General features: G+C 71.4%; 26 protein-coding genes, 1 tRNA gene, 1 other RNA gene and 1 riboswitch. Of the genes, 9 read left to right on the top strand and 19 right to left on the bottom strand.

All coding sequences use genetic code 11. The features are described 5' to 3' along the window. Window positions 1-13: 13 nt before the first annotated feature. The 4 genes from LUM46_RS14680 to ffs form a co-directional block, all read right to left on the bottom strand. Window positions 14-670 carry a methionine ABC transporter permease gene (locus LUM46_RS14680; protein WP_274994842.1) on the bottom strand — a complete coding sequence of 219 codons (657 nt, stop codon included), beginning with the start codon at window positions 668-670 and terminating at the stop codon, window positions 14-16. Further along, on the bottom strand, window positions 667-1,731 hold the full coding sequence (locus tag LUM46_RS14675; RefSeq protein WP_274994841.1) for a methionine ABC transporter ATP-binding protein: 1,065 nt from the start codon (window positions 1,729-1,731) through the stop codon (window positions 667-669). The genes LUM46_RS14680 and LUM46_RS14675 overlap by 4 nt, the downstream gene beginning before the upstream one ends. Beyond that, window positions 1,731-2,615, bottom strand: coding sequence for a MetQ/NlpA family ABC transporter substrate-binding protein (locus tag LUM46_RS14670; RefSeq protein ID WP_274994839.1), 885 nt, complete (start codon window positions 2,613-2,615; stop codon window positions 1,731-1,733). The genes LUM46_RS14675 and LUM46_RS14670 overlap by 1 nt, the downstream gene beginning before the upstream one ends. A 378-nt stretch (window positions 2,616-2,993) precedes the next feature. Further along, window positions 2,994-3,090, bottom strand: an RNA gene (ffs, locus tag LUM46_RS14665) — signal recognition particle sRNA small type. Between the two features lie 172 nt (window positions 3,091-3,262). Here ffs and LUM46_RS14660 point away from each other — a divergent pair. Beyond that, window positions 3,263-3,347, top strand: a tRNA-Ser gene (locus LUM46_RS14660). A 103-nt stretch (window positions 3,348-3,450) separates the two neighbouring features. On the opposite strand, the gene LUM46_RS14655 is transcribed toward LUM46_RS14660, so the two are convergent. Beyond that, window positions 3,451-3,822: a DUF6221 family protein gene (locus LUM46_RS14655; protein ID WP_274994837.1), complete on the bottom strand. Its 372-nt coding sequence runs from the start codon at window positions 3,820-3,822 to the stop codon at window positions 3,451-3,453. A 129-nt stretch (window positions 3,823-3,951) separates the two neighbouring features. Continuing rightward, complete coding sequence (locus LUM46_RS14650) at window positions 3,952-4,776, bottom strand: HAD family hydrolase (protein WP_274994835.1); 825 nt, start codon at window positions 4,774-4,776, stop codon at window positions 3,952-3,954. Window positions 4,777-4,937: 161 nt separating this feature from the next. Between LUM46_RS14650 and LUM46_RS14645 the strand changes: the two genes are divergently transcribed. Next, the gene (locus LUM46_RS14645) at window positions 4,938-5,501 is read left to right on the top strand and encodes an NUDIX domain-containing protein (RefSeq protein WP_274994834.1); all 564 of its coding nucleotides are present in this window, start codon (window positions 4,938-4,940) and stop codon (window positions 5,499-5,501) included. Here the strand turns inward: LUM46_RS14645 and LUM46_RS14640 are convergent. Together LUM46_RS14640 and LUM46_RS14635 are read right to left on the bottom strand one after the other, a co-directional pair. Next, entirely contained in the window at window positions 5,498-6,823 is a 1,326-nt protein-coding gene (locus LUM46_RS14640) for a helix-turn-helix domain-containing protein (protein WP_274994833.1), read from the bottom strand. The genes LUM46_RS14645 and LUM46_RS14640 overlap by 4 nt on opposite strands. Window positions 6,824-6,928: 105 nt before the next feature. Further along, window positions 6,929-7,441: a MarR family winged helix-turn-helix transcriptional regulator gene (locus LUM46_RS14635; protein WP_274994832.1), complete on the bottom strand. Its 513-nt coding sequence runs from the start codon at window positions 7,439-7,441 to the stop codon at window positions 6,929-6,931. A 130-nt stretch (window positions 7,442-7,571) separates the two neighbouring features. Here LUM46_RS14635 and LUM46_RS14630 point away from each other — a divergent pair, with 130 nt between their 5' ends. Next, window positions 7,572-8,015: a DoxX family protein gene (locus LUM46_RS14630; RefSeq protein ID WP_274994830.1), complete on the top strand. Its 444-nt coding sequence runs from the start codon at window positions 7,572-7,574 to the stop codon at window positions 8,013-8,015. A gap of 99 nt (window positions 8,016-8,114) precedes the next feature. Further along, window positions 8,115-9,059, top strand: coding sequence for an endonuclease/exonuclease/phosphatase family protein (locus LUM46_RS14625; protein WP_274994828.1), 945 nt, complete (start codon window positions 8,115-8,117; stop codon window positions 9,057-9,059). A gap of 90 nt (window positions 9,060-9,149) precedes the next feature. Here the strand turns inward: LUM46_RS14625 and LUM46_RS14620 are convergent, their stop codons facing one another. From LUM46_RS14620 to LUM46_RS14570, 11 genes are all read right to left on the bottom strand, one after another. Further along, the gene (locus LUM46_RS14620; RefSeq protein ID WP_274994826.1) at window positions 9,150-9,881 is read right to left on the bottom strand and encodes a YcnI family copper-binding membrane protein; all 732 of its coding nucleotides are present in this window, start codon (window positions 9,879-9,881) and stop codon (window positions 9,150-9,152) included. A gap of 66 nt (window positions 9,882-9,947) precedes the next feature. After that, window positions 9,948-10,571 carry a hypothetical protein gene (locus LUM46_RS14615; protein WP_274994825.1) on the bottom strand — a complete coding sequence of 208 codons (624 nt, stop codon included), beginning with the start codon at window positions 10,569-10,571 and terminating at the stop codon, window positions 9,948-9,950. Window positions 10,572-10,590: 19 nt separating this feature from the next. Continuing rightward, window positions 10,591-11,262 carry a LytR C-terminal domain-containing protein gene (locus tag LUM46_RS14610; protein WP_274994824.1) on the bottom strand — a complete coding sequence of 224 codons (672 nt, stop codon included), beginning with the start codon at window positions 11,260-11,262 and terminating at the stop codon, window positions 10,591-10,593. A 19-nt stretch (window positions 11,263-11,281) separates the two neighbouring features. Continuing rightward, window positions 11,282-11,578, bottom strand: a complete 297-nt coding sequence (locus LUM46_RS14605; RefSeq protein ID WP_108493446.1) for a type II toxin-antitoxin system VapB family antitoxin — start codon at window positions 11,576-11,578, stop codon at window positions 11,282-11,284. A 134-nt stretch (window positions 11,579-11,712) separates the two neighbouring features. Then, window positions 11,713-13,374, bottom strand: coding sequence for an ABC transporter permease (locus tag LUM46_RS14600; RefSeq protein ID WP_274994822.1), 1,662 nt, complete (start codon window positions 13,372-13,374; stop codon window positions 11,713-11,715). Beyond that, window positions 13,371-14,351: an ABC transporter ATP-binding protein gene (locus LUM46_RS14595; protein WP_274994821.1), complete on the bottom strand. Its 981-nt coding sequence runs from the start codon at window positions 14,349-14,351 to the stop codon at window positions 13,371-13,373. Before LUM46_RS14595 ends, LUM46_RS14600 begins: the two co-directional genes overlap by 4 nt. A 68-nt stretch (window positions 14,352-14,419) precedes the next feature. Then, window positions 14,420-15,154, bottom strand: a complete 735-nt coding sequence (locus LUM46_RS14590) for a TetR/AcrR family transcriptional regulator (protein ID WP_274994820.1) — start codon at window positions 15,152-15,154, stop codon at window positions 14,420-14,422. A gap of 92 nt (window positions 15,155-15,246) precedes the next feature. Beyond that, a complete protein-coding gene (locus LUM46_RS14585) occupies window positions 15,247-16,533 on the bottom strand; it encodes a uracil-xanthine permease family protein (protein WP_274994818.1) in 1,287 nt (428 codons plus the stop codon). Window positions 16,534-16,574: 41 nt separating this feature from the next. Then, the gene (locus tag LUM46_RS14580) at window positions 16,575-17,438 is read right to left on the bottom strand and encodes a poly(ethylene terephthalate) hydrolase family protein (RefSeq protein WP_274994817.1); all 864 of its coding nucleotides are present in this window, start codon (window positions 17,436-17,438) and stop codon (window positions 16,575-16,577) included. An 84-nt stretch (window positions 17,439-17,522) separates the two neighbouring features. After that, on the bottom strand, window positions 17,523-18,452 hold the full coding sequence (locus LUM46_RS14575) for an LLM class F420-dependent oxidoreductase (RefSeq protein WP_274994816.1): 930 nt from the start codon (window positions 18,450-18,452) through the stop codon (window positions 17,523-17,525). Window positions 18,453-18,492: 40 nt separating this feature from the next. Beyond that, window positions 18,493-19,110 (bottom strand): mycothiol-dependent nitroreductase Rv2466c family protein, encoded by a 618-nt coding sequence (locus tag LUM46_RS14570; protein WP_274994815.1) that lies wholly within the window; start codon window positions 19,108-19,110, stop codon window positions 18,493-18,495. Between the two features lie 23 nt (window positions 19,111-19,133). Here LUM46_RS14570 and LUM46_RS14565 point away from each other — a divergent pair, with 23 nt between their 5' ends. The 5 genes from LUM46_RS14565 (at window position 19,134) to LUM46_RS14545 (ending at window position 23,591) form a co-directional block, all read left to right on the top strand. Further along, entirely contained in the window at window positions 19,134-19,328 is a 195-nt protein-coding gene (locus tag LUM46_RS14565; RefSeq protein ID WP_274994814.1) for a hypothetical protein, read from the top strand. Window positions 19,329-19,398: 70 nt separating this feature from the next. Then, entirely contained in the window at window positions 19,399-20,148 is a 750-nt protein-coding gene (locus LUM46_RS14560) for a TetR/AcrR family transcriptional regulator (protein WP_274994813.1), read from the top strand. A 65-nt stretch (window positions 20,149-20,213) separates the two neighbouring features. Then, window positions 20,214-20,351, top strand: a riboswitch (FMN riboswitch). 115 nt (window positions 20,352-20,466) lie between these two features. Further along, window positions 20,467-21,150: a nicotinamide riboside transporter PnuC gene (pnuC, locus tag LUM46_RS14555; protein ID WP_274994811.1), complete on the top strand. Its 684-nt coding sequence runs from the start codon at window positions 20,467-20,469 to the stop codon at window positions 21,148-21,150. Between the two features lie 19 nt (window positions 21,151-21,169). Then, a complete protein-coding gene (locus LUM46_RS14550) occupies window positions 21,170-22,321 on the top strand; it encodes a Gfo/Idh/MocA family protein (RefSeq protein WP_274994809.1) in 1,152 nt (383 codons plus the stop codon). A gap of 49 nt (window positions 22,322-22,370) precedes the next feature. Then, entirely contained in the window at window positions 22,371-23,591 is a 1,221-nt protein-coding gene (locus LUM46_RS14545; RefSeq protein WP_274994807.1) for an acyl-CoA dehydrogenase family protein, read from the top strand. Window positions 23,592-23,608: the final 17 nt, after the last annotated feature.

The raw sequence follows: 23,608 nt of genomic DNA, 5'->3' as shown, positions 1-23,608 counted from the left end.
GCGCCGCCGCGAGTCACCGCCGCAGTGCGCGGCGCGCCAGGATGTTCCCCAGCCACTGCACGGCCTGGACGATCAGCACGATGATCACCACGACGACGGCGGTCACCACCCAGTCGTACTGCCGGTAGCCCTGGACGATCGCGAAGTCGCCGAGGCCGCCGGCGCCCAGGTAGCCACCGATCGCGGACATGTCGAGCACGCCGACGAACAGGAACGTGTAGCCGAGGATCAGGGGCGCGAGCGCCTCGGGGACCAGCACGGTCCGCACGATCCGGAAGGGCGAGGCGCCCATGGCCCGGGCAGCCTCGACCACGCCGGGGTCGATGGAGACGAGGTTCTGCTCGACGAGCCGCGCGAAGACGAAGGTCGCCATGAAGCACATGGCGAAGGTGAACGCCTCGATGCCGATCGTCGAACCGATGACCGCACGGGTCAACGGGCCGAGCGCCACCAGGAAGATGATGAACGGTACGGGCCGCACCACGTTGACGGCCAGGTTCAGCACGGCGAACACGAACCGGTTGCCGAGCAGGTTGCCCGGCCGCGTCAGGTACAGCCCGAGGCCGAGGGCGAGCCCGAGGAAGCCGCCCACCAGCAAGGTGATCAGCACCATGAACGCCGTCTCGCCGGCGGCCTGCCAGAGCAGTGGTGTCAGCTGGTCCCAGCTCATGAGGCTGCCCTCCCGTGGTCGTCCACCCAGGTGACCGCGCGCAGCGCCACCACGGCGGCCTCCACAGCGGCCGGGTCACCGACGAGCTCGACGGTCAGCGACCCGTACGGCCGCTCCGCGACCTCGGTGATGCCGCCGAAGACGACCGTCCCGTCGACGCCGTGCTCGCGCAGGGTGCGGGTGAGTACCGCCGACGAACCCGCGACCTCGTCCACACCCACGGTCACGATGTGTCCCGTGTGCCGGGCGCGCAGGCGCTCCAGCACCTCGGGCGAGGGCCGGTCGCGCAGCGCGGTGGCGACGAACCGGCGGGTGATGTCGTGGGTCGGCGCGCTGAACACCTGGTACGCCTCGCCCACCTCGACGACGCGCCCCCGGTCCATCACCGCGACGCGGTGACAGATCGAGCGCACGACGTCCATCTCGTGCGTGATCACGACGACGGTGACCCCGAGCTCGCGGTTGACGCGCTGGAGCAGGTTCAGCACGTCGCGCGTCGTCTCGGGGTCGAGGGCCGACGTCGCCTCGTCCGCCAGCAGGATGCGCGGGTTCGTGGCGAGTGCCCGCGCGATGCCGACGCGCTGCTTCTGTCCACCGGACAACGCGGCGGGGTGCACCCCCGCCTTCTCCGCCAGGCCGACGAAGTCGAGCAGCTCGGCCACGCGCGCCTCGCGCCGCGAGCGCGACCAGCCCGCCACCTCCAGCGGGTAGGCGACGTTCCCGGCGACCGTCCGGGAGGCGAGCAGGTTGAACTGCTGGAACACCATCCCGATCCCGGCACGCACGGGACGCAGGCGCGCCTCGTTCAGGGCCCCGAGGGCGACGCCGTCGACCACGACGTCGCCCCCGGTGGTGCGTTCCAGGGCGTTGATCAGGCGGACCAGGGTGGACTTGCCGGCACCCGACTGGCCGATGACGCCGAAGATCTCGCCCTCGCGGATGTCGAGGGTGACCTCGTCGACGGCGCGCACCTCCGTCCTGCGCCCGCGGCCGGGGAACACCTTGGAGGCGCCCTCGAACCGCACGATGCTGCCGGCGGCAGCTCCGGTCGCGGCAGGCATCAGGACGCGTCCGCCTCGATGCCGGCCAGGATCTCCTGCAGCTCCGCGGCCGGGTTGTCCTTGATGACGCCGGTACCACCCGAGGCCTCGAGCACACCCTCCTCGACCTCCGGGGAGTGGTAGATCTCGATGAGCTGCTGGAACACCTCGTTGTCCGCGTCGTCCGCGCGGGCGACCCAGACGTTGATGTACGGCGCGGCGGTGTCCGAGTCCGGGTCGTCGGTGAAGATGGCGTCCTCGGCGGCCAGGTCGGCGTCACCCACGTAGTCGTTGTTGATGATCGAGGCGTCGACGTCCTGCAGCGCGAGCGCCGTCTGGGCGGCGTCGACCGGGGTCACCGACACCCGCGACTCGTCCTCCAGGATGTCGGCCGGCGTGGAGAACGCGCTACCGCCGTCGCGCAGGGCGACGAGCCCCGCCTCCTGGAGCACGAGCAGAGCACGGGCCTGGTTGCTGTCGTCGTTGGGGACGGCGACCTCGCCGCCCTCGGGGATGTCCTCGACGCTGCCGTGCTTCAGGGAGTACAGGCCCAGCGGGTAGACCGCGGTGGCCGCGATCGGCGTCAGGTCCTGCTCGGAAGCGGTGTTGTAGGTCGCGAGGAACTGCAGGTGCTGGAACTGGTTGAGGTCGAGGTCACCGTCGGTCAGGCCCTGGTTGGGCAGCTGGTAGTCGCTGAAGTTCACCAGCTCGACGGTGATGCCCTCCTCCTCGGCCAGGCCGGTGAAGGTGTTCCAGTAGTCCTCACCGGAGTTGACGACGCCGATGCGTACCGGGTCCTCGGCGGTACCCGCGGCGGCCGTGGCCTCACCGGAACCGCAGGCGCTCAGGGCGAGGGCGGTGACGGCAGCGAGGCCGGTGGCCAGGACAGGGGTGAAGCGAGACATGGGTGGTCCTCTCAGAGGCGCACGGGCGCGGGTGTGCCGGTGCGCAGGATGCGTGGTGGGGTCTGCGTCGGGCGCAGGCCGGGGTGTGACGGGGCGGGCCACGGCCATCAGCAACGTGGCGAGCTCGCGGGACTGTGCGGCCCTCAGCGGGCTGCGGCGAGGTGCGGCGCTCTCAGCGCACGCACATTCGCCCGCCGCGCACACGGCCGCCGCACATGGCGTCGCGGCGGGTGCGCGACGTCGTGGCTGCGGTCCAGGTGCGGGTCATGCGGACATCGTGCGCCACTGCACGACGTCGAAGCGAATCGCCTCGGGGTAAATCCCATGATGTGGACGGAATGCCATCCACATGTTGGACGAGGCGCCAGATTCCGGGCGCTCAAGGACCCCCCGCACACCCACCAGAGCTCACTTACCCTTGCTGCCTTCCGGCCCTGGGGGAGTTCGGCGAGGTGATGCCGCACGAGGGGTCTGCACCAAGCCTAACCGATCCGGGCACCACGGCCCAACCACGTGGAACGCGCTGTACGCCACCTCACAGCCCCGCTCCACGCTCCGATTCGTTGTCCGAGCACGGCGTCCGGTATCCTCGTCAGGCCGCGCCAGACTTCGGTCCTGTGGCCGCGCGCCGCCTCGGCGAAGCGCGAGGAGGATTCGCCTAGTGGCCTATGGCGCACGCTTGGAAAGCGTGTTGGGTTAACGCCCTCGGGGGTTCGAATCCCCCATCCTCCGCAGTGGCAAGAGGCCCGGAACCGTTGGAATATCAACGGTTCCGGGCCTCTTGTCGTTCACCAGACCATGCCCGTGGGCACAGCATGGGCACACCCCGACCAGGTCACAACTGCCACTCCGCGCGGTAGTCCGGGTGATCGGCGAACGTCAGGGCGTGGGCCAGGACCGCGACCTGGAGTCCAGCGAACAGGTTCCGGGTGACGGTGGCTTCGTCCTCATGCCCGCTGTCCGACGCCTTGCTCAGGACCCGCCCAAGTTCCTCGTACGTCTCTACGATTGTCCGCTTGGCCGCGATGTCAACGAGGACCCGAGCGGGGCTCCAGCGGTCGATGTGTTGCTGCTGTTGCGGAAGGAACGGGGCGGCCGCTGAGGGCTCGCCGTCAACCTCGCCGGGGCGTGACGAGGCGCTGTCAGCCATACGCGCGGTCGACTCGTCCTCGTCCAGCCGTGCGGTCAGAAACTCGGTGATGGTCATACCACCGATCCTTCCACGCGGACCAGGACCCGACTCTCGCGCCTCACAACGACGACGAGGGCGTCGGCGAACCGCGCCGTCGCCATTTGTACCGAACCCCGCTTCACCCACGGCCTCACCAGGCCGGCGCTAGCCCAGCAGGGAGAGCAGGGCCTCCGCGGCGCCGTCCTCGTCGATGGTGCCGGTCTCCCGGTCGGCCACGGCCCGGACGTGCGCGGGCGCGTGACCCATGGCGATCGACCGCGTGGCCCACCGCAGCATCTCCAGGTCGTTCTCGCCATCACCGATCGCCGCCGTCGCGTGGAACTCGATCCCGAGGTGGCGGCGGACCTTGTCCAGCGCGGTCGCCTTCGACAGGGCAGGCGGGGTGACGTCGAGCCAGTCGGGGCGCGTCTCGATCACCGTCAGGCTCATGGCCCGCAGGATCGGCGCGAGCCCGAACGCTCCGGGCCTGTACAGGGCCAGCCGCGGCGTCGCATCCGCCCACAGCTCCTCGAGCGCGGCCACGCTGTGCTGGTCGCCGTTCAGCTCGCCGTCGGGGAACGGGATGTTCACGCGGTACCCGACGCCGACGAGCTCCGCCGCGACCCGGATGCCGGGCATCGCCTCCACGGCCACGCGCACGACAGGCTCGGGCTCGATGACGTGCAGGTCGGAGATCTCGTAGTCGTCCCCCATGACGTGCGCGGTCACGGCACCGTTGCTCGCGACGATCCACGCATCGTCGAGGCCGAGCTCGGCGGCGACCGGCAGTGCGCCGACGAGCGACCGACCCGTCGCGAGAGCGACGTGGTGGCCGGCCGCGAGCACCTCGGCGACCGCGGCACGCACGGCGGGGCTGACGGGCTCACCGGTGTTCAGGAGGGTGCCGTCGATGTCACAGGTGACGAGCGCCGGCATGGAGAGATCAAGACGGCGGCTGGTGCGCTGCGGGTTGCGGCTGGTGGTGGTCACGATTTGCCTTCCGGCGGGCGGGGAGTGCTATTTCTCTCCCGAGCCTGGCGTGCTCGCCCGTCCGCTGGCAGGTCCAGCGCGTCAGCCCGTGTCGGCTGACGGGTGTACGCCGCGGCGTACACCCGTGGCGTACAGCGTGTAGTCCGCCGTACGCTCGCGCCGTGACCACGGACCAGCGCCCCGCGACGCAATGGACGATCCTCGAGGAACGGCTGCAGGACGACACCCGCCGCGCGCGGGCATCTATCGCCAAGGTGCGGCTGCCCGACGGCGTCGAGTTCGAGCAGTGGGTGCTGCGCCTCCAGCCGGCGGTCATGGTCGCGATGGTGGACGACGACCTGCGGGTGTTGCTGATGTACCGCCACCGGTTCGTGATCGACCAGTGGGTGTGGGAGCTGCCCGGCGGGTACCTCGACGACGGCGAGAATGTCGAGGCCGCAGCGTTCCGGGAGGCCGAGGAGGAGACTGGGTGGCGCCCCCGCTCGGTCGATGCCTACCTGCGGTTCCAGCCGTCGGTCGCGTCGCTTGAGCAGCCGAACACGGTCTACCTGGCCCGCGGCGCACACGACACGGGCGCCGCCCCGGACGTGAACGAGGCCGAGGAGCTGGCGTGGTTCTCGCTCGACGAGGCCGAGGCGATGATCGGGTCCGGCAAGATCGTCGGCGCCGCGACCGTGGCCGCGGTCCTCAAGCTGCAGCTGGACGCCGCGAAGGGCCGCCTCTAGCCGACGAGCTCCGCGGCCCGGGCGCGGTAGGAGGCGACGGGTTCCAGTCCGGCGTGCGGTGCCAGGCGGTCGGCGATCTCGGCGAGGTAGTCCCGCGACCGCGCGGAGTCGATGCCCTCTGCGGCGTCGGCGGCCTGGTGACCCGCCGCAGCCGCCTCCTCGACGTCGCCCGCCTGGGCGTGAGCTCGCGCGACCAGCGCGAGGTTGAAGGCTCGTCCGCGTGCGTACCGCTCGTCCATGTCCAGGGACCGGCGCGCGAACCGCAGCGCCAGGTCACCACGCCCGAGCGCGGTGAACGTCTGCCCGAACTTCGCCGCGAGATAGGCCTCGTCGAAGTACCCGAGCCACTGCGGGTCGGTCGCCCGCTCCGCCTGGTCGAACAGCCGCTCCGCGCGGTCGAGCGCCCCCGCCGTCGCCGCGTGGTCACCGTCCACGGCGTGCCCCTGCGCTTCCAGCACGGCGGCCTCCGCAGCGATGGCACCGACGCCGGCGTCCTGCGCTGCCCGCGCCGCGGCGCGGGCCAGGTCGACCGCCTCGCCGCCGGCGCGGAGGTAGGCCGCCTGGTGCGACATGGCCGCCAGGATCTCCGCGCCGAGCGGCCGGTCCTCGGCGGCACCAGCCAGCTGCAGGGCGTGCACCATGTACCGCTGGGCCAGCGCGTGCCGTCCCACGTCGTACGTCGCCCATCCGGCGAGCTGGGTCGCTTCCGCCGCAGCGGACAGCAGCGCCGCCCCCGTTACCGCGTCGTACCGCCCCCGCAGGAGCTCGGCCACGTCGTGGTGCAGGAACCGCACGATCCGCTCGCGGATCTGCCCGCCTCCGTACTGGTTGTCGACGGTGCGGAAGACGCCGAGCATCTGACGGATCATCTCGACGTCAGGAACTCCGACGACCCGCGGGCCGCCGACTGGAGCACTGGACGTGCTGGGTGTGGTGAGCCAACGCAGCGCGGGAGTGAGGAACGCGGACGCGTTGAACGCCGCGGCGGTGAGGAAGTCCTGGCGCTGGGCGTCCAGGGCCCACAGCTCGAGCGTGCCGTGCAGGCTGTCCGTCTCGGCAGTGGTCACCACGGCAACGAGCCCGCCGTCGGCCGGTGACTGGACACGCACCATAGCGGCCAGCCGGCCGTCGGCGGCGAGGGCGTTGTCGAGCAGTGCAGCCACGGCCACGCTCGGCTGCTTCCGGCCTTTCTCAAGGTCCCACAGATGGCCGTGCGAGATGTGCACGACCTCGGCAAGTCGCCGCAGAGACCATGTACGGCCCTCGCGCAGGCGACGGAGGTATGGGCCGAACCCGGCGTCGACGCTCACGTGTTGCCCCATGGGCCACCCTCCCTGGACGAGGCCGTGAACCGAGGTTACCGGCGGGAGCGGGAGTGGTCCACCCCACCGCCGTGCGCGTCGTCTGCGAGCCCGGGTGGACGCGTTTCAGGACGACTCCCCCGCCGGCCCGTCGTAACGCCGGTAGCCCTCCGCCATCGGCCCGGCCGGGGCGATGCTCCCGAGGATGGCGTCGCTGATCGCGGCGAGCTGCGTCACCTGCTCCGGGCTGAGCACGTCGACGACGTGCCGCCGGACCGCAGCCACGTGGCCGGGCGCGGCGGCACGCATCTTCGCGCGCCCGCCCTCCGTGAGCCGCGCGTTGGTGGCCCTGCCGTTCTCGGGGCAGGGCGAACGCTCGACGAGACCCCGGTCTTCCAAGCGCGCCACGACGTGCGAGAGCCGCGACGGTGTCGCGTTCGTGGCGCCGGCCAGCTCGGTCATCCGCATGGTCCCGCCGGGCGTCTCGGCCAGCACCGCCATGACGAAGTACTCGAAGTGCGTGACGCCGGAGTCGTGGCGCAGCTGGCTGTCGAGGACCCCGGGGAGCAGCTCGAGCACCGCGACGAAGCGGACCCACGCCGCCATCTGACTGCGGTCGAGCCACGGAGTGTCGTTCACCACGCCAGGTTGTCACGGGACGGTTGAAGCTTCAATTCACCCCGTGCTAGCGTGCCGCGAAAGTTGAAGCGACAACTTGATTCACCCCTCAGCGCCGCCCTCACCAGCAGAACGACACAGGGAGAACCCCATGAAGTCTCAGTGGACCAAGGACCTCGCAGCACTCGTCGCCCGCGTAGCCATCGGGGTGGTGCTCATCGCGCACGGCGCCCAGAAGTTCTTCACCTTCGGGATCCCCGGGACCGTCGACTCCTTCGCCGGCATGGGCATCCCCCTGCCCCAGGTGGCCGCCCTGTTCGCGGCAGTCGTCGAGCTCGTCGGCGGTGCCGCGCTGATCCTCGGCGCCGCGACGTCCATCGCCGGGATCCTGGTCGTGCTGAACATGCTCGGGGCGCTCGTGCTCGTACATCTCGGCAACGGCGTGTTCGTCGACCAGGGCGGCTTCGAGCTCGTCGCCGCGCTCGGCGCCGGCGCGCTCCTCCTCGCGGCCACCGGACCCGGTGCCTGGAGCGTGGACCACCTGGTCGGGCGCGCCGTCACGGCCCGGCGCGCAGGGACGACGTCGGCGGCCTGAGCCGGGCAATTCGTCCATCCGTCACATGACGTTATGGACGTGCTCACCTCCGTCTGGTCGGGTGAACGGGCACCCGTCCCCTGACCTGGAGGAGAGCCCATGTCCACCGCCCCCGGCGTCGCCGGAATCTCGCGTCGCACCCTGCTGACGGCCGCAGGCGCCGTGGGCGCCCTCGGCGCCTCGGCCGCACTGGCCGGCCCAGCCTCCGCCCGGACCGCAGGGGCCGGCCGGCCGGTGATCGGCCGCGCACGAGGCGAGCTGCTGCACGCCATGAGCTTCAACATCCGCTACGACCGGGTCGGGCAGACGCAGCCCGGCGAGCCGGACTACTGGCCGGAGCGCGCCCCGCTCACCACCGAGTTCCTCCGGCTGGAGCAGCCGACCGTCCTGGGTGTCCAGGAGGTTCTGTTCCACCAGCTCGCTGCCGTCGAGGAAGGTCTGGGGCGGCACTACAAGATGGTGGGCTTCGGGCGCGACGGGGGTGCGGGCGGCGAGTACTCCGGCATCTTCTACGACGCGCGCCGCCTGACCGTGAAGTGGTGGGACCAGTTCTGGCTGTCCGACACCCCGCAGGTCATCGGCTCCGCCACCTGGGGCAACACGGTGACGCGGATCGTCACCTGGGCCGAGCTGCACGACAGCGTGACGGGACGGGACTTCCTGCACATCAACTCGCACTTCGACCACCAGGCGGAGAACGCACGGGTGCGCAGCGCCCGGGTGGTCCGCGACCAGGTGGCCGCGGCCGGCCTCCCGGTCGTCTTCACCGCCGACTGCAACGCCACGGCCGGGAGCTCCGCGCCGTACGACATCCTGGTCACCGACGGCGGGCTCCGGGACACCTGGCTCGACGCGGACCGGCAGCTCACCCCGTACGCGGGCACCTTCCCCAACTACGGGACGCCGAACCCGGACGGCACGCGCATCGACTGGATCCTCACGACGCCCGGTGTCGAGGTCCGCGCGGCGGCGATCAACACATGGACCCGCGACGGCCGCTACCCGAGCGACCACACCCCGGTCCAGGCGCTGCTGAAGATCTGAGGTCCCGACAGGCTCGACCGGCGAGGCCAGGCTCGACCACCGGCATCACCGGTGGTCGAGCCTGGCCTCCGTCATCGAGCCATCCGGCCGTCAGGCCCGGCGGCGCGTGAACACCGCCGCGCCGATGCCCACGGCGCCCACCACGATGCCGGCCGCACCGAGCCAGCGGCCCACCGGGTCGACGGCCGGAGCGTCGTCCGCGGCCGCGGTCTCGCCCGACGCATCGTCCGAGGCATCATCCGAGGCCGCGGCACCGTGGTGCCCACCCTCCGCCTCGGCGGCGGTGGTCGTGAACACGGGTGCGGGAGCCTCCGGCTCCTTGCCGTCGTCGGCGACGAGGTCGTCCCAGTCGACGACGGTGCCGTCGGTGTACGTCTGGTGGGCGGGGAGCACGATCTCGGTGCCCTCCTCGGGCAGCGCCCCGACCCGGACGGCGAACTCCTGGTACTCGTGCGGCGGAACCTCGTTGCCCTTCTCCGCCGTCCAGGTGATCCGCGCAGGCGCCTCGTCGACGGTCGCGCCCTCGACCTCGAACGGCTCGTCGAGCGTCTCGACCTCGACCTCCACGTCCCAGCCGGGCAGCGAGCGCGGGGTCACGCTGAGAAACGGGGTGTCGGTGGGCAGGTCCACCACCAGCTTCTCCGTCGACTCGGTGTCCGACTCCGTCGGCACACGGAACGTGAGGCTGGAGTAGCTGTCCGCGGCGGTCGAGTCGGGGTTCACCGTCACGTGGGCATAGGCCACGGTGGGCAGCAGCACCAGGACGGCGGTTGCAGGGACTGCCGCGAGGGCGCGGCGGGCGGGCATGCTGAAGCGAGTCATGTGCTCGGTCCTTCGGTCTGAGGGTGTGCGGAGGGGGTGCGGCGACGCACCTCCCGCCCGACACCGTCAGGCCGCGAGGCGCATCACCAGGGCCGACGACGGCGGCCCGCGCTCCGGCGCCACGTGCACGTCCACGGCCGCGCGCGGCGCATCGAGGGCCACCAGCACGGGGACGCGCCGGACCACCGGCAGCCACAGCGGCGCCACCACCAGCGGCCGGACCAGCCACGACGCGAGCAGCCAGACGCCGCGCTCGACTCCCACGAGCAGCCCGACGGACACGACGGTCGCCAGGGCGTGCCAGGCGAGCATCCCCGGACCCATCACCGCGGAGCCGGTCCCGACGCACGTCCCGTGCACGAACGTCCCGCCGAGGGAGCCGGCCAGGTGGGCGTGCGCTCCGGCGTCGGGCAGCGCGGACGGCGCGCAGGCGCCGCCGAGGAACGAGAAGACGTGATGCAGGGCGTACTGCCCGAGCCCCGCGAGGGCGAGCCCGCCCGGCCAGCGGATGCGCCGCCGCACGGCCACCATCGTCACGACCAGCAGCAGCGCGCCGAGCAGGGCGACGACCTCGAGGGGCGGAAGGTGGCCGCCCGCCTCGAAGTGCCCGGTCAGCGCGAGGGCGAGGACGACCACGGCCCACAGGAGCGCGCGGCCGAAGCCCACGGCACCTGAGGACGGGTTCAGCACAGCACCGACCCTAGCCCCGTTACTTGGCCGGCTGAACCTCGTCCGGCTCGCCTTCCTTGGCCGGCTTGATGCGCTTCTCCGGGGTGATCTCGTCGGCGGGCACGCAGCCCTCCGCGTTCCGCAGCGGCTGGTCCGCGGCCAGCTCGACGTCTTCCACGCCGAGCGGAGGATCGAAGTTCTCGCCGATGAGCAGGTCGATCACGCGGTCGCGCCGGTCGTCCAGAACCATCCGCATCTTGGGGAACTGCGCAGCGAGCGTGTACGCCTGGACGATGCCCTTCGTGCCGAACCGGAGCTCCGACTCCTGGAGCAGCATCGGCACGTTGCCGGGGGTCCCCTCGATGACGAACCCGCGGTCCGCCAGGACGGTCTCGTGCGCGCTGGCCAGGCCCTGCTCGCCGGATGCGTTGAGCAGGCGTACCCGGGTATCGGTGTACGCGGTCGGAAGGGCGCCGTCGGGCTGCCCCTTCACCGCCGGGAGGCAGGGCACCGGATAGGACTTCTGCTCCGAGACGCCGACCGTGGTGAACGGCCGGTCGAACGGAGAGCTGATGGCGCCCGAGTACACCGCGAGCGCGAAGATGCCGCAGACCGCCAGGAACGCGATGAGCACGCCGAAGACCACGGCCTGGCGCTCGTGCTCTCGACGACGGCGCTCCACGCGCGCCTGGTCGTACCCGGGAGATGTCACTCTTGGAACCTACCTGAGGTCAGCGGATGGTGAGCACGCGAGCGTGCAGGACTGGACGTTGTTGCAGGGCGGCGCGCACCGCGCGGTGCAGCCCGTCCTCGAGGTAGAGGGTGCCCTCGTACTCGACGACGTGTGCGAACAGGTCACCATAAAAAGTGGAGTCCTCTGCCAGGAGCGTGTCGAGGTCGAGTGTGCGCTTCGTGGTGACGAGCTCGTCGAGGCGCACCTGACGCGGGGGCACGTCGACCCAGTCGCGCGTGCGTGAGCGCCCGTGCTCGGGGTACGGGCGGCCGTCTCCTACGGCCTTGAAGATCATCGGTCCATCCTCACTGGACTCGGCGGGGCACGGTCCGGGAGCGGCGGTGAGACCCTGCCTGCTGACACGGAACGGCGTCCCGCACCCTACCGGACGGAGAGTGCGGACAACAGCCACACTCTCCGTCCGGGCACTCAGCTGCTCTGCAGGTCTCGCCACCGGAACCCGAGGAGCGCCAGGCCGAGCAGCACGGCCGCCACCGCGCCGAGGCCCACCATGCTCGCGGTCTCGGGCGCCTCACCGAACCCCGCCGGGAGCCAGTTCAGCGGCGAGATCGCCTCCGCACCCTCGGGCAGGTCGAAGACCGCTCCGAACATGCCGACCACGAACGAGTACACGAGCAGCAGCCACACGGCGGAGGCGAACCGCGGGACCCAGGCGTAGAGGGCCGCGGCAAGGCCCAGGTAGACGAGGAGCGCCACGGAGTAGGTCCAGAACACGTCGGTGTAGGCGGCGAGCCCTGGCTCGTCCATACCGACCTGGACGGCGCCGGCCCACATCGCGTAGACGCTCACCGCCATGAGCACCACCGTGCTCAGCCCGACGACCACGAGGTGCGCGCCGAACCATCGCGAGCGTGACACCGCCAGCGCGAGCAGCACCTCGGCACGGCCCGCCGTCTCCTCGGCCTTGGCGCGGCCGGACATGACGATCGCGTACGCCGCGCAGGCCAGGGCGGCGAACAACATCATGGCGCTCAGGAACCCGTCACGGAACACTGCCGGGTCCGTCCCCCCGAACACCGCCTGGAACATCTCGTTGTCCTCCGCGCCGGAGACGCCCATCTCCAGGATCTCCGGCAGGAGGGTGCCGGACGCGTACCACATGAGCGCCATCCCGAGAGCCGTCCACCCGAAGGCCGACCGCTGCTGCCGCCAGGCCAGTGCGAGCGGGCTGCGCAGGCTTGCCGGGGCGTCCGCGCGTCCACCGCGGGTCGCGACGAGGCCGCCACCGAAGTCGCGGCGCGAGGCGAGGAACGCCCCGAGCACGAGCAGCACCAGGATCGCCACCACCGAGAGGGCGGTGGGCCACCAGCGCAGGTCGACGAAGGCTCGCATCTGCTGGGCCCACCCGATGGGCGAGAACCACGACAGCAGGCTGCCGTGCCGCTCCTGGATGTCCCCGGCGGACCGCAGCACGAGCGCCAGGCCGTACGCGGCAAGGCCGATACCCGTGGCACCCCGGCCGTGCTCGGTGATCTGGCACGCCACCACGGCGACGGCCCCGAACACCATGGCGGCCAGGCCGGACCCGACCGTGAGGCCGAACGAGTCCGCGAGAGGCATGGCCTCCCCGCTCGCGCCGTACAGGGCGAGCGCCGAGACGACGGCGATGACCGCGTTGACGACGAACAGCGTGATGACGGCGGCCACTGCCGGGGCGTGCCGCCCGACCGGGGCGGCTCGCACCAGCTCGGACCGGCTGCTCTCCTCCTCGGCACGCGTGTGCCGCACGACGTGCAGGACGCTCATGATCCCGAGCGCCAGGACCACCCAGGTGATCCCTTCGTTGGCGATGGCCACGCCGACCGTGTAGTTGTCGATGCCGTAGCCGGGACCGCCCATGACGATGCCGGCCGGCGTCTCCATGACGAGCGCCCGTCCGGCGAGCGCCTCGGGGCCCATCGCGTCGAGCGCCACGGCGAAGTAGGCGTAGAAGGCCACCACGGACAGCGTCCAGACACTGAGCCGCACCCGGTCGCGACGCAGCATGAACCGGACCAGGCGTCCGGTCCCGGACAGCGTGGATCCGAACGACGGCCGCGGGACCGCGGGCGCCAGCGCGACGGCGGTCACCGGGCACCTGCCGTGCCCTGCGCCGCCGCGGAGGCGGTGTCGTCCGCGCCGTCGTCCGCGCTCTCCGCACCCGGCAGCACGTCGCCGTAGTGCCGCATGAAGAGCTCTTCCAGCGAGGGCGGTGCGGCGGTGAGGCTGTGCAGCCCGAGCGCCGTCAGCTGCGACATCGCGGGGCCGACCTGGGCGTTGTCGATGTCGAAGGTGACGCGCGTGCCGCCGTCGGCCGGAGCGGTGGCGAAGTTGTGCACCCCGGCGAGGCCGCGGACGCCGGAGGGGTCGTCCGAGACCACTGCCGTGACGTTCGACCGGGTCAGGTGCCGGAGCTCGTCGAGCGTGCCGGACTCGACCGACGTCCCGTTACGGATGATCGTCACGGTGTCGCAGACCTTCTCGACCTCGTGCAGGATGTGGCTGCTGAGCAGGACGGACGTGCCCGCCGCGGCGGCCTCGCGCACGTACTCGGTGAACACCGCCTCCATGAGGGGGTCGAGACCCGACGTCGGCTCGTCGAGGATCAGCAGGTCCACGTCCATGGAGAACGCCGCCACGAGTGCGACCTTCTGCCGGTTGCCCTTGGAGTAGGTGCGGGCCTTCTTGGTGGGATCGAGCTCGAAGCGCTCGAGCAGGTCGGCCTTGCGCCTCTTGTCGACCGTGCCGCGCAGACGGCCCAGGAAGTCGATGGCTTCGCCGCCGGTCAGGTTGGGCCACAGGCTGACGTCGCCCGGGACGTAGGCGAGTCGTCGGTGCAGCTCGACGGCGTCGCGCCACGCGTCACCGCCGAACAGGCGGGCCGTGCCGGAGTCCGCGCGCAGCAGCCCGAGCAGGACGCGGATGGCGGTGGACTTGCCGGCCCCGTTGGGGCCGAGGAACCCGGCGACCTCGCCGGGCTGGACGGTCAGGTCCAGGCCGTCGAGGGCCTGGACCCGGCCGAAGGACTTGCGCAGGTCGTGGATCTCTATCGCTGGTGTCGCGGTCATGACTCGCTCGCTCTCTGACGTCGGAGGGGACGTGGCAGGGCAGCGCGCTCTCGACCGGCGGGTACCGGTCAGCCTTTGGCAGGCGTGGGCGCTACCTCGTCGTCCGACGGCGGGTCGGACACGTACATGAGGTAGTCGTCGAGCATCCGACGGGAGGTGAGGAAGCCCTCGGTGAACAGCTCCATCATCGGCAGGTAGCTCTTGGAGAAGTAGCCACGGACGATCCCGACGAGATCGCCCGGGTCCGACGGCGGGTTGAGCGTGACCTCCAGCAGCAGCGCACCGAGCGAGGACAGCGTGAGGTAGCGCGCCCGTGCGGCCTCGTCCCTGCTGGGCACGATGACGCCCGCGGTGACGCCCTCCTGGGTGTAGTCGACCGCGTCGTCGACCATGTGGCCGATGAACTCTCGGGCGAGCGGGCTGCCGTCCTGCATGGAGCGCAGCACGTACCCGACGAGCGTCGCGTTCTGCTCGGCGGCGGCGAACTTGTGGAAGAAGCTCTGGTCCGCCGCGGCGTCGGCGACGTTCTCCCGCTTGAGCCGGCGGACCGTGGCGAGCAGGTACGCGTCGCACTCGGCCCGGAGCTTGTCCTTGGACCCGAAGTGGTGCATCACGAGGCCGGCGCTGACCCCCACGTCGGACGCGATGGCCCGGACCGACGCGCCGAAGCCGTCCACCGCGAACCGGTTGATCGCGGCATCGCGGATCCGGGCACGGGCGGTGAGGTCGGCGTCGGCGGGCACACCGCTGTCCGACGGCGGGGTGGTCCCCCCGCGCCCTTCGTCACCGCGCGCTGAACGCATGTTCAGCATGCTAACCACGCGTTCAGTCCGGTGTCCAGACCGATGCCGGCGGGTAGGCCGCTCGCGTCCTACCCGTCCGGCACGGAGGTGGTTCAGCCCTCGGCGGTGCCGCGCCAGCGGCCGATGGCCCCCATCACGTGGTAGATCACGAGGGCGGCGGCGGTACCGAGGGCGATACCGCCGAACTGCAGGTCACCGGCGGTCCAGGTGAAGTCGGCGATGCCGATCACGAGCGGCACGGCCGCCGTCGTCAGGTTGACCGGGTCCGAGAAGTTGACCTTGCCCTGCACCCAGATGCGGGCGCCCAGGATGCCGATCATGCCGTAGAGCATGGTCGTGACACCGCCGAGCACACCGTCGGGGACGCTGGCGATCAGCGCGCCGAACTTGGGCGACAGGCTGAGCACCAGCGCACCGAACGCGGCCACCCAGTACGCCGCCGTCGAGTACACCCGGGACGCCGCCATGACACCGATGTTCTCGGCGTACGTCGTGGTGCCGGAGCCGCCGCCGAGGCCTGCGAGGGTCGTGGCGATGCCGTCGGCCAGGAGCGCCCGGCCGGTCAGCGGGTCGTAGTTGCGGCCGGTCATCGCGGCCACCGACTTCACGTGTCCGACGTTCTCCGCGACGAGCACGAGCACGACCGGCAGGAACAGGCCGAGCACGCCCGGGTCGAACGACGGCGCCACGAACTGCGGCAGGCCCACCCAGTCCGCCTGACCGACCTTCGAGAAGTCGACCTCGCCGCGCAGCGTGGCGACGGCGTACCCGATGACGACGCCGAGCAGGATCGAGAGCCGGCCGACGAGGCCGCGGAACAGAACCTGGATCAGGATGATCGAGGCCAGGGTGATCACGGCCGTCACCGGGGAGGCCTGGAAGCCCGAGCACCCCTCCTCGTCGCACGTTCCCCAGGCGACCGGCGCGAGGTTCAGGCCGATCAGTGCCACGATCACGCCCGTGACGACGGGCGGCATCGCCACCTGGATCCAGCGCGGCCCGGCGAAGTGCACCACCACGCCGACGAGCGCCAGGAGCAGGCCGCTGGCAAGGATGCCGCCGATCGCGGCCGACTGCCCGCTCGACGCCGTGGCCGCCAGGATCGGCGCGATGAAGGCGAAGCTCGAGCCCAGGTAGCTCGGCAGCTTGTTGCCCGTGACGAGCAGGAAGGTGATCGTGCCGACCGCCGAGAAGAACAGCGTGGTTCCCGGGTCGAACTCCGTGATGGTCGGCACCAGGAACGTGGCACCGAACATCGCGACGATGTGCTGCAGGCCGATCCCGATGGTGCGCGGCCAGCTGAGCCGCTCGTCGGGGGCGACGACCTCACCGGGGGTGATGCGTGTGCCGTCACCGTGCAGCTGCCAGCCGATTCGCATGTACCTGTCCTTGATCTCGCAACGGGGGTGTCGCGCGGATCTTAGTCGCAGGTACTGCGGACCTCGCTGAGCTCGGGGTCGCCGACCGGCGCCGGGCAGAGGAACTGCGTGTACCGCTCGTCGTCGTCGACGTAGCGCTTCAGCCAGGACAGGCTGTACCTGGCGATCGTCGTGCTGGGGCTGCTCGGCGCGGAGTGTGAGGCATCCCGCAGCTCCAGGTACGCCTTGTCCCCGTCGGCGGGCAGCGACTCGTAGATCGGCTCGGCGTACGACCGGACCCGGGCGACGGCGTCGTCCTCGGCGCCGATGACCAGGGTCGGGGCAGTGACCTCGGGGAAGGTCCTGTCCGGGCTCCACGGGGTCATCGGGATGACCGCTCGCAGCGCAGGATCGTCCTTGGCGGCCTCCAGGCTGCCGCCTCCGCCCATCGAGTGCCCCATCACGGCGAGCCGGTCGGGATCGATGCGATCCGCCAGGGTGCTCTCCTGCAGCTGCTCCAGGGCGGCGAGGAGCTGTGCGCCACGCCGGGTGGGCGAGTCGGCGGGTCGGAGGGTGTCGATGGTGAGGACGACGAAGCCCTGGGAGGCCAGTCGCGGGCCGAGCCACGCGATCGCCGCCTGCGAGGAGCGGTAGCCGGGGGAGATCGCCACCGCTCCGAAGGTGCCCTCGGAGGTGTCGGTCGGGTAGTACACGGTGCCGCCGCCGTATCCCTCGGCGGCGGCACGCGTGACGACGGCCGCGCGGATCTCGAACGTTCCCCGGGGAGCCGTGATGCTCTCCACCGTCGGGTCGGGCCCGCGCTGGTAGCCGTCGTCGGCGGCAGCGGCGGGGACCGCCACCAAGGTTCCGGCGACGAGCGCGGTCGCCGCCAGAGCGGCTCGGACGGCACGAGAAAAGCTCTGCATGGAGTTCTCCGATGTGTGTCGCGGCAAGGACGGCCGGGACGACCATAGGAAAGATTTCTCCACACGGCCTGCGCTGGCTGTGGCTCAGCCGAGCTGCGGACGCACCTCGCGCGCGACCAGGTCGAGGTGGTCCAGGTCTGCCAGGTCGAGGACCTGCAGGTAGACCCGCTCGACGCCCACAGCCTCCAGGGCCTTGAGCCGGTCCACGACCTCGGCCACGGTGCCGGCGATGCCGTGCTCGCGCAGCTCGGCGGGCTCACGCCCGATCGCCGCGGCACGCCGGGTGAACTCGGCCTCGTCCTGGCCGACGGCGGCGACCAGCGCGACCGACTGGACGATCGACCCGGGCGCGCGACCGGCGTCGGCCAGGGCCTTGTTGATGACCTCGATCCGTGGGCCGATCGTGTCGATCTCCGGGAAGGCCTGGTTGTACTCGTCGCCGTACCTCGCCGCGAGGGCGGGTGTCCGGCGCGGGCCGCCACCGCCGACGAGCACCGGGATCCTGGACTGGGCGGGCTTCGGCAGCGCCGGGGAGTCGACGAGCTCGTAGTGCTCGCCGGAGAAGGAGAACGTCTCGCCGACCGGGGTGCCCCACAGGCCGGTGACGATCGCGAGCTGCTCCTCGAGGATGCCGAACCGCTTGTCCGGGAACGGGATGCCGTAGGCCTTGTGCTCGGCCTCGAACCACCCGGTGCCGAGGCCGAGCTCCACCCGCCCGCCGGACATCTGGTCCACCTGCGCCACCTGGATCGCGAGGACGCCGGGGTGCCGGAACGTCGCCGAGGACACCAGGGTGCCCAGGCGCACCGTGGACGTGTCGCGGGCGAGGCCGGCGAGCGTGACCCAGGAGTCGGTGGGGCCGGGCAGACCGTCGCCGCCACCCATGGCCAGGTAGTGGTCGGAGCGGAAGAACGCGCTGAACCCGAGCTGCTCGGTCGTCCGGGCGACGGCGAGCTGGTCGTCGTAGGTCGCGCCCTGCTGGGGCTCGGTGAAGATACGCAGGTCGAGAGTCATGCCCTCACCTTGCCACGACCCACCGACGTCGGGCGTCGGCTCAGTCGAAGACAGGATCCGTGGTGCGCGAGCGCTTGATCTCGTAGAAGTACGGGTAGCGCGCGAGCGTCACGGAGGCGTCGAACAGCGCACCCGCCTCCTCGCCGCGCGGGATGCGCGTGAGCACGGGGCCGAAGAACGCGACGCCGTCGACGTGGATCGTGGGCGTGCCGACGTCGTCGCCGACGGGCTTCATGCCGGACTTGTGGGAGGCCGCGAGCGCCGCGTCGTGGTCGGTGGACGTGGCCACCTCGGCGAGGGCGGCGGGCAGCCCCGCCTCGGCGAGGGCCTCGACGGCCACGGCGTCGAAGTCCTTGTTCTGCTGGTCGTGGATCCGGGTGCCGGCCGCGGTGTAGAACGCGGAGAACGCCTCGGGGCCGTGGTCCGTCTGGACCGCCGCGGCGATGCGGCCGATGCCGCGCGACCGCTCGATGCGCGCCCGGTAGTCGTCGTCGATGTCCCTGTCCTTGTTCAGCAGGTACAGGCTCATGAGCTTGAAGGTGAGCTCGACGTCGCGGATCCGGGCCACCTCGAGGGCCCAGCGCGACGTGATCCAGGCGTACGGGCACATGGGGTCGACGTAGACGTCGACGACGGGCTTGGCTGCGGTCTCGGTCACGTCCAGCAGACTACGCTCAGTGCGTGACCGGGATCCGTTGGGCGAGTCTGGCCACCGTCGTCGGCGGCGGGGTGATCTTTCTGGTGTGCCTCGTGGGCGTCGCGCTCGGCCATCCGTGGTCGGCCGTGCCCGGCGGGCTCGGCCTCCTGACGGCCGTGCGCGAGGTGCGCTACCTGCGCAGACTGCGGTCCGGCAAGATCCCGAGGCGGGAAAATTAGCACCGTGAGCACCCTGCAGCGTTCAAGAATGCTTCACGCGGCCGGACGGGCACGCGGTAGCCTGCCTGGCATGACCGCCGTCCGTACCCACACGCATGCGCAGGCAGTAGACGTCGCGGTGGACCTGTTCACCCGGCAGGGGTACGAGGGGACCACCGTCGAGGAGATCGCCGACGCCGCCAAGGTCAGCCGGGCCACGTTCTTCCGCCGGTACCGCTCGAAGGAGGACGTGGTCTTCGCCGACCACGAGCTCCTGCTCGAGGAGGTGGTGGTGATGCTGGCCGCCACCCGCCCCGACGCCCGTACCAGCGAGGAGGCCGGGCACGACCTCGGTCGCGCCTGGGACCCCGATGTCGACCCGTACCTCGAGGTGTGCCGCGCGGCACGCATGGTGTTCGACCACCACGTCGGCCAGCGCGAGACCTCGCTCGCCCGGTATGCCCTGCTGCAGCAGGTCCCTGCCCTGCGCGACCGCGAGCTCATCACCACGCACCGCTACGAGCGGGCGTTCACCCACTACCTGCGCGACACGCTGCCGCCGGAGCGGTCGACGTCCACGGCGTCGATAGCGTTCGCCGCCTCCGTCGTCGCCGTCCACAACGCGATACTGCGCCGCTGGCTGCGCACGCCGTCGCTGGAGCTGCGGCCCGAGCTCGAGGAGGCGTTCGCCGACCTGCGGCGGGCCGCCGTGCTCGGCACGGCCGCGCACGCACCGGCCGACGGCGGAGCCCCGGCGGGCCGCCGCGTGGTCGTCACGGTCGTCGAGGGCGGTGCCGGGCCCGACGAGGTGGCGCGCGCGGTCCGGGAAGCGCTCGCCTGACGCCCTCGCCCCGGGGAATGCCGTCATGGCATCCTGTGTTCCGCTAGTCAATGTGCAGCAGATGCACACGTGCTCCGGGGTCGGTGAAATTCCGAGCCGGCGGTGATAGTCCGCGACCCGGGTCGCTCCTTCGGGAGGGGCTCGGTTGACCTGGTGAAACTCCGGGACCGACGGTGAAAGTCCGGATGGGAGGAAGCACGTGCGGCGCGCGCCGTCGCCCCTTCGGGGCCACGGCTCCGCGCCGTCGTCGGCGCCCTCGTGGCGCGTCGGCCCTCACCCCGGAGTCCCCGTGTGCGGACTTCGGAGAGGGATAGAGACATGGACTGGTTCCGCGCCGTCTACGACGCGACGTTCCTGGTCGCCGACCAGCAGATCTACTGGCGTGAGGTCATCGGCAACCTGTTCGGGCTGGCGTCCGCCCTGGGCGGGCTGCGGCGCAAGGTGTGGGCGTGGCCCGTGGGTATCGTCGGGAACGTCCTGCTCTTCACCGTCTTCATGGGCTCCTGGTTCGGCGAGACGACGCGTGCCGACATGCTGGGTCAGGCGGGTCGCCAGATCATGTTCATCGCCGTCTCGGTCTACGGCTGGTACCGCTGGCGCCAGACCCGGCGGCTGGGCGGCGTCGGCACCGTGGCGGTGCACCCTCGCTGGGCCTCGTGGCGGGGCCGCGTCGGTCTCGTGACCGGGATGCTCGCCGGCACGCTCCTCCTCACCCCGCTCTTCCGGACCCTCGGTTCGTACGAGCCGGTCTGGGCCGACGCGTGGATCTTCGTGGGTTCCGTGCTCGCCACCTACGGCATGGCCAAGGGCTGGGTCGAGTTCTGGCTGATCTGGGTGGCCGTCGACCTCGTCGGGGTGCCCTTGCTGTTCTCGGCCGGATACTGGGCGACCGCCCTGATGTACCTGTTCTACGGTCTGTTCACCCTGTTCGGGTTCTTCGCGTGGTGGCGCATCAGCAACCGCGAGACCGCGGCCGAGGACGAGGTGGTGGCCACGGCCTGATCGCGTACCGTCGGCGCACGTGACGTCACAGGACCGCACCGCTCGGATCGGGATCGTCGGCTCGGGCTTCCGGGCCCGCACCATGCTGCGCGTGCTGCAGGCGCTGCCCGACCGTTTCGAGGTGACGGGCGTCGCCACGCGGAACGCGGCGGACCGTGCGGAGCTGGCGACCCGTGGCCTGTCGGCGGCCGGGCTGCCGGGGGTTCCCGCACCTGCCTACGCCTCGGTCCCGGAGCTGCTCGCCGGCGGCCGTCCCGACGTCGTCCTGCTGACCCTGCCCGCCGGCGCCGCGCAGCCGGTGATCCGCGACCTCGCCACCGCGGGCGTCCCCGTCCTCACGGAGACGCCCGCGGCGGGCGCCGTCGAGGAGCTGGCGGCGCTGCAGCAGCTCGTGGACGACGGCGCCTGCGTGCACGTCGCCGAGCAGTACCACCTGGAGCCGCTGGTCGGGGCGCAGCTCGCGGTCGCACGGTCGGGGCTGCTGGGCGAGGTGACGGACGCGCACGTCGCCGTCGCGCACGACTACCACGGCCTCAGCGTGCTGCGCCGGGCGCTGGGCGTCACGTTCGAGGACGCGGAGATCACCGCCCGGCGGGACATTCGCTGCGTGCTGCCCAGCCCGAGCCGCGAGGGTGACCCCGAGGACCTGACCCCCGTCGACACGGTGCACGCGACGGCATGGCTGGACTTCGGTGGCCGGCTCGGCACCTACGAGTTCGACGACGTCCAGTACCGCTCCTGGGTGCGCTCCCCCGCGCTGCTGGTCCGCGGCGAGCGCGGCGAGCTGCGCGACGACGTCGTGCGCCGGGTCGGTGCCGACGGGCTCCCGCGGCGGTCCACGCTGGCGCGGGTGGCCGCGGGTGGCGCCGGCAGCCACGAGGGCATGTTCCTGCGCGGCTACACGCTCGACGGCGAGTGGCTGTACCGCAACGCGTTCCGCCCGGCCCGCCTGCCCGACGACGAGCTGTCGATCGCCCGCCTCGTCGCCGGCATGGCCGACCACGTGCTGCACGGGGCGCCGGCGCCCTACTCCGTGGCGGAGGCCGCCCAGGACCAGTACCTCCAGCTCGAGGTGCGGCGTGCCGCGGCGTCGGGCGAACGGGTGCGGACGCGACCGCAGCCCTGGGCCCAGGGGCATGCCTGCCGCCACACCGGGGACGGCCGCGCGTGAGACGTAGTATCGCTTGACCTGAGATCCGGTACCGGCGCACCATGGACGCATGACTCAGACCCCAGGAGTGACGGCGCCCGACTACGACGTCTCGCAACCGCTCGACATCGACTTCGCCGGCGCGTTCGCCGACATCACGGAGGAGGAGCGCGCGCACCAGCTCGCCGTACGCCAGTTCGTGCAGGACGAGGTCCTGCCCGTCATCGACGGCTACTGGGAGCGGTACGAGGTCCCGATGGACCTGGTCAAGCGCATGGCCGAGCTGGACTTCCTGCGCGACGGCGTGGACGTGCCCGGCTACCCCAAGATCTCCAAGATGGCGGAGGGCCTGGCCGCGATGGAGATGTCGCGCGGCGACGGCTCGGTCACGACCATCTGCGGCGTGCAGGGTGGCCTGGCGCTGCGCTCCATCGTGATGCTCGGCTCGGACGAGCAGATCGAGAAGTACGCGGGTCCCATGGCCCGGGGCGAGATCCTCGGCGCGTTCGCGCTGACCGAGCCCACGCACGGCTCGGACTCGGTGGCCCTGGAGACCTCCGCGGTGAAGGAGACCCGCGACGGCGTCGAGGGCTACGTCGTCAACGGTGAGAAGAAGTGGATCGGCTTCGGCTCGATCGGCGACATCTCCGTCGTCTGGGCACGCGGCGAGGACGGCCAGGTGCACGGCTACATCGTGCCGCAGGACACCCCCGGCTACGACGCGAGGACGATCGAGGGCAAGATCTCGCTGCGCGCCATCCACCAGGCGCACATCGTGCTGAACGACGTGTTCGTCCCGGCCGAGAACCTCCTGCCGAAGGCCCGCTCGTTCAAGGACACCGGCCGCGTCCTGTTCGCCACCCGCCTCGGCGTCGCCTGGGGCGCCGTCGGCCAGGCGATCGCCTGCTACGAGGCCGCCGTCGCGTACTCGAAGCAGCGCACGCAGTTCGGCCGGCCGCTCGCGGCGAGCCAGATGGTGCAGGAGCGCCTCACCAAGATGCTGTCGATCCTCACGCAGATGCAGCTCCTCGTGAAGCAGCTGACGCGGCTCGACGAGGCCGACCAGCTCAGCGGCCCGCAGGCCTCGCTCGCCAAGTACACGTGCACCCGGGGTGCGCGCGAGATCGCGGCGATCGCCCGCGACCTGCTCGGCGGCAACGGCATCCTGCTGGAGAACCGCGTGGCGCGGCACTTCGCCGACATCGAGGCCCTGCACACCTACGAGGGCACCGAGAGCATGCAGGCCCTGATCATCGGACGCGAGATCACGGGCACCAGCGCGTTCGCCTGACCCACCCGCCTAGTCAC

It is taken from the genome of Promicromonospora iranensis, from assembly GCF_028994805.1.
Taxonomy (GTDB): Bacteria; Actinomycetota; Actinomycetes; order Actinomycetales; family Cellulomonadaceae; genus Promicromonospora; species Promicromonospora iranensis.
The sequence above is the reverse complement of the archived record's forward strand: the minus strand, read 5'-3'. Positions and strand labels throughout refer to the sequence as shown.